Source organism: Bacillus sp. CGMCC 1.60114 (assembly GCF_042676365.1).
Taxonomy (GTDB): Bacteria; Bacillota; Bacilli; order Bacillales; family Bacillaceae_G; genus Bacillus_A; species Bacillus_A rhizoplanae_A.
On the sequence record NZ_JBHTHG010000071.1, the window covers coordinates 1 to 5185 of the forward strand.

At 35.8% G+C, this 5185-nt stretch carries 3 protein-coding genes; 1 reads left to right on the forward strand and 2 read right to left on the reverse strand.

Features of this window, described 5'->3' with window-relative positions; translation table 11 throughout:
- Positions 1-135: 135 nt before the first annotated feature.
- A complete protein-coding gene (locus ACFQZ1_RS11095) occupies positions 136-1566 on the reverse strand; it encodes an ATP-binding protein (protein ID WP_377882254.1) in 1431 nt (476 codons plus the stop codon).
- Positions 1556-2272, reverse strand: coding sequence for a response regulator transcription factor (locus ACFQZ1_RS11100; RefSeq protein ID WP_377882255.1), 717 nt, complete (start codon positions 2270-2272; stop codon positions 1556-1558). Before ACFQZ1_RS11100 ends, ACFQZ1_RS11095 begins: the two co-directional genes overlap by 11 nt.
- Positions 2273-2670: 398 nt before the next feature.
- On the opposite strand from ACFQZ1_RS11100, the gene ACFQZ1_RS11105 reads away from it, so the two are divergent.
- Positions 2671-4995, forward strand: a complete 2325-nt coding sequence (locus ACFQZ1_RS11105; RefSeq protein WP_377882256.1) for a S9 family peptidase — start codon at positions 2671-2673, stop codon at positions 4993-4995.
- Positions 4996-5185: the final 190 nt, after the last annotated feature.

Here is a 5185-nt window from a genome sequence, read left to right on the forward strand (position 1 = left end):
TCTCCCGAGGGATGGGCAAAAACATCCTATTTAAGTTAGCTGCTTAACCTCAAGGTTAATAGGATATTGCTATTCTATGGTTCTAGCGAATTATTTTTGCACCAGAACCTATGCGAGTAAATTACATAAGTCCTTTTAATTTTGTGCTAGATTTTTATTGTAACCAGCTTTAGGCAAGGTAATTTGAAATTTCGTTTTTCCTTCGTCTATATGTAAATAAATTTGACCTCTGTGTTTCTCCACAATATGTTTTGAAATGGTTAAACCCAGGCCTGTTCCCCCATCGCTTTGTCTTGACTGGTCTCCCCTGAAAAATGCTTCAAATACTTTTTCTTTTATAGGACTAGGAATACCAATACCATCATCGATGATATTAATATGTATCTTTTGGGTATCTTCAATTAGCGAAATGAAAACATTCGTTCCTTCTGGGTTGTATTTCAAGGCGTTAGACAGTATGTTAGAAACGGCTCGATATAACAATGTATAATTAAAAGAAACAAGTATTTCCCGAGGAGGGATTTCAAATTGAAAATGAAAGTATTTTTCTTCAAACAACCCATAATACTCGGCAGATATTTCACGAATAAATTCTGAAATGTCCAGTGATTCAGTTGCAAATGGATAGTCAGAGCTTTCAAGTTTAGACAATTCAAATACATCCTCAATTAATTCTGTAACGAGTCGTGTTTTTGTATGTATGATATGTAAAGCTTGCTTTTTCTTCGCTTCCTCTTTAATAAGACCCATTTGCAGTGCTTCAACATAGCCCTGAATAGTTGTAATAGGAGTTTTTAAATCATGAGAGATATGGACAAGCATACGCTGTTTGCTTTCTTCTAACTGCTTTTTATCCTTTTCTGTTTTTTCTAGTTTTTCAGCCATAAGGTTAAAGTAATTCTGTATTTTCATTAATTCATAGTTTGCCTTAAAATGAAGCCGTTTGTAGTAATATCCATTCGTAATGTTTCTAATTCCATTAGCAATTGAAAGTAACGGATTGGTTATTTTCATAGCCATCCAACGGCTATATATATAGACATTAATCCCGAATAAAAGGAGAAAAAGAAGAAAGGTTTGAACCAGCAACGTTATAAAAGCTGTAATATGGTCTTTCGCTGCACTTGTTACTGTGAATTCTTGCTTTATATATGTTTTGGGAATCTTAATAAGACAATAAGCCGTTTTCCCATCTTTTGTTTTAAATGGTGCTAAAGAAGTTTGATACAAATTTTCTTTTTGGTCATAAAAAAGGCTGTTTAATTCTTTTTCTGTATAGGCGAATGAATTATCCTGTTTTTTCCCTTTAACGTAAATAACGTGCAAATTTTCATCTAGAATTTCTATCCAACCATTAAATGACTCAATTGCGTCAGAGCGAATGTTTGAGTAGTCCTGTCGTACAATTTCATTCGCTCTTAAATTAGATAAGACAATATTATCGAACTTCTGTTTTATGTGAAAATTTAAAATGACAAGTAGGATAACGACAGTAATTCCAACAGTTAACGAGAAGAAAACATACGTTTTAATTAAGGTGTTAAATATTTTATTTTTATCGTTCATTCAATTCTTCCTTCTTCGCAAAACGATAACCTAAGCCTCGTACAGTTTTTAAATATACTGGATTTCTCGGATAATCTTCTATTTTTTCTCTCAATCTACTGATTTGAACCATAATAGTATTGTCATCCGAATAATAATGATCAGACCATACGTTTTCAAAGATTTGTTTTTTTGTGAAAATACGACCTGGTTTCCCCATAAATAGCTTCAATAATTTATACTCTAGGGCGCTAAGTTTAATTTCGTTTCCCTGCTTGTAAAGGGTACAAGAGTGGTGATCCAACAACAAGTCGTTAAGGTGCGTTTGAGAATGCTCATGATTTGATGGGTTAACATTAAAATCATATGTTCTTCGAAGTTGAGCTTGGATTCGTGCTAATACCTCCAACAAGCTGAATGGTTTGGATATAAAATCATCTGCTCCTAGCCCAAGCCCCATAATTTTATCCATTTCCTGATTTTTGGCAGAAAGAATAATAATAGGCATTTTGTACTCTTTCCGAACTAGTTTAATCAATTCGTATCCATTCACTTTCGGCATCATAATGTCAATAATAGCCAAGTCAATTTTATACTTCTGTATCAAATTTAAAGCTAATTTACCATCATGTGCTTCTAGTATCGAAAAGCCTTCCATTTCCAAAAAAAGTTTTAATACCTCTATGATTTCAGGTTCATCATCGACGATTATAATATTTCTCTCCATCTTCCCTCTCCGTTTCTACTAAGTTAAAACTAAATTTTTCCTTTTGTAAGATTATTGTAAGATAAATGAAAGTTGGGAGAAAGAGTAACATTGTAAGATGATGTTATCTTACATGAAAGAGAATTCAAAAATCTTACAAAGAAATGTAAGATTAAAAAACCTTGCTAATATCAAAGACATGTAAGTCATGATACTTACATGTCAAGTGGCTTGAAATAATGCATTTAATGAAAAGGTAGGTGCAGAGCATAATAAGACCTGTCTAAAATAAGTAGGATTCACCCATAATCTGTTTATATTATTGGTTTGTGGAAGTCTTTGAATATGAGAAAAATGAATGGTTCTATGTTTTTACTGCACTAAAGCGGATGCTATAAATTATTAAAGGAGTGATAGATGTGACATTACCAGTAACCGATGAACAGTATGAGAAAGCAGAGCGTCTGCTTTCTTGGAACGCTATAAAAGATGTATTTAACGGTAAAGTCTTTCCGAATTGGTTAGATAAAGGAAACCGCTTTTGGTATCAAAAAGATATTCAAAAAGAAAACAAACGTGGCAAACAATTTGTATTAATGAATCCACAGTCAAATACTAAAGAATCTGCTTTCAATCATGCTAAACTTGCAAAGTCCCTCTCAAATGTTATTAACCTTGAAATTGATCCAGATAACCTTCCCTTCACCTCCTTTACTTATATCAATGACGAGAAGGCTATTCAATTTGAAGTAGATGAATCCACGTGGGTTTGCGATTTAACTAATTATCATTGTAAACAAATCCGAACTAAAAAAGTGCCAGCACATGAACTTCTATCTCCTGACGGGCGCTGGTCTGCATTTATCAAAGGATATAATTTATTTGTACGTTCTTTAGAAACAGGACAGATCATCCAATTAACTCATGATGGTAAGCGACACTATGATTATGGTAATCAACCGGAAACAGAAACTTCCATCGTCTCTAAACATTTATATAACCAAAAGATGCCACCAGCGGCATTGTGGTCGCCGGATTCCAAACAAATCCTGACACACCGGTTGGATCAGCGTAAGGTACGAAAAATGGCTCTTCTACAATCAGTTCCATCTGGGGATGCAAAGCCGCCTGTCATTCATTCATATCGTTATCCGCTAGTTGGAGATAAGCATCTTCCAAAGGTTCAATTTGTAATTTGTAATATTGAACAGCAATCCATGATTCAGTTGGATACAGAACCTGTGATCACTGGATTATTATCACCGTTAAGTCCAAGTTGTCAAACAGCTTTTTGGACAAATGACAGCGACTTTGTTTATTTCATAAAAATGGATCGCGATTATCGATCTGTACAATTTGTTGTTGCTAATGTAAAAACTGGCGAAGTTCAAACTTTGCTAGAGGAGAAAAGCAAAACTTTCCTATTTACAGATTTATATAACATTAAAAGCGGAAAAGGAGGTATCAATGTTCAATGGCTGTGTCATGATAACTCTTTTATTTGGCATTCCGAGCGTGACGGATGGTCACACCTTTATCTTTATGATAGTTGTACAGGAAGACTAAAAAATAGAATTACCTCTGGACCTTGGACAGTTCGTCGACTCATTGGTATTGATGAAAAAGAAGGGTGGATGTATTTTACTGCAAGTGGCCGAGAACCGGAGCGGGATCCTTATTTTCAGCACCTTTATCGAGTTCGGCTAGATGGATCAGACTTAGTGCTCCTTACTCCGGAGAATGCCGAGCATAATGTGTCTATTTCTCCTGATTATTGTTTTTTTATAGATACTTTTTCACGTGTGGATATGCCACCTAAATCAGTTTTGCGTTCAACAGACGGAAAATTAATTTGTACATTGGAGCAAGCTGATGTTGAACTTCTCTTATCAAATGGATATCAAATTCCAAAGCGTTTCACTGTCAAGGCTGCCGATGGGATAACGGATTTGTACGGAATACTGATTCCTCCTGCAAAAATGAACAAAGGATGTAAATATCCCATTCTAGATTATATGTATGGTGGCCCTCAAATAACTTACACACCGAAAGAATTTACTTGGGGGGGAGAGTATGCATTAGGACTACCAGTTGATCAAGTGGGCGGTGCTCAATCTTTTGCACAACTTGGATTTGCTGTTATTCTAATGGACGGAAGAGGTACCCCTTATAGGTCAAAGGAATTCCATGACTTTTCTGACGGGAAGTTGGAATGGTCTGCAGGACTTGAGGATCATGTAGTAGCTATTAAACAACTTGCGGAGCAGTATCCTTTTCTAAATTCAGAAAAAGTAGGTATTTATGGCGAGTCTGGAGGAGGGTATGCAGCTGCGCGAGCTATAATGACTTATCCGGATGTATATAAGGTAGCAGTATCAGGGTGCGGGAACCATGATCAACGATTATACTTAGCGGCTTGGGGAGAACGGTTTCAAGGACTTTTTGATTCAGAACTATACCGTGAACAAGATAACACGAAATTGGTTAAGAACCTAAATGGAAAATTACTTTTGGTGACAGGAGACCTGGATGATAATGTCCATCCTGCTTTAACCATGCGAATGGTGAATGCTTTGATTAAAGAAAACAAAGACTTTGACCTACTCATTCTTCCGAATCGGTTGCATGGGATTTCAGAAGATATTTACTTTACACGTCGACGATGGGATTATTTTATACGAAACCTAATGGAAATAGAACCACCGAAAGAGTATGCGATTAAAGATCCCTTGTTTCCAGGATGATGCACAGATAGTATTCTCTATTAGGGGCTATGTCACATCGCCATCAGGTTAAAATTCCGCAGCACCCCCAGAACGAAAGGTTCTGGGGTTCTGGTGCAAGAAATCTAGTGAACTTGGACATACTGATACTAGTACTCTAAAAAGGGGCGTGATCAGTATGGAAAAGCAAAATTTATTCAAGTGGAAACAT

Excerpts from the sequence above, each read along its gene's own strand:
- ACFQZ1_RS11095 (WP_377882254.1), bottom strand. The coding sequence starts at position 1,566 with ATGAACGATAAAAATAAAATATTTAACACCTTAATTAAAACGTATGTT.
- ACFQZ1_RS11100 (WP_377882255.1), bottom strand. The coding sequence starts at position 2,272 with ATGGAGAGAAATATTATAATCGTCGATGATGAACCTGAAATCATAGAG.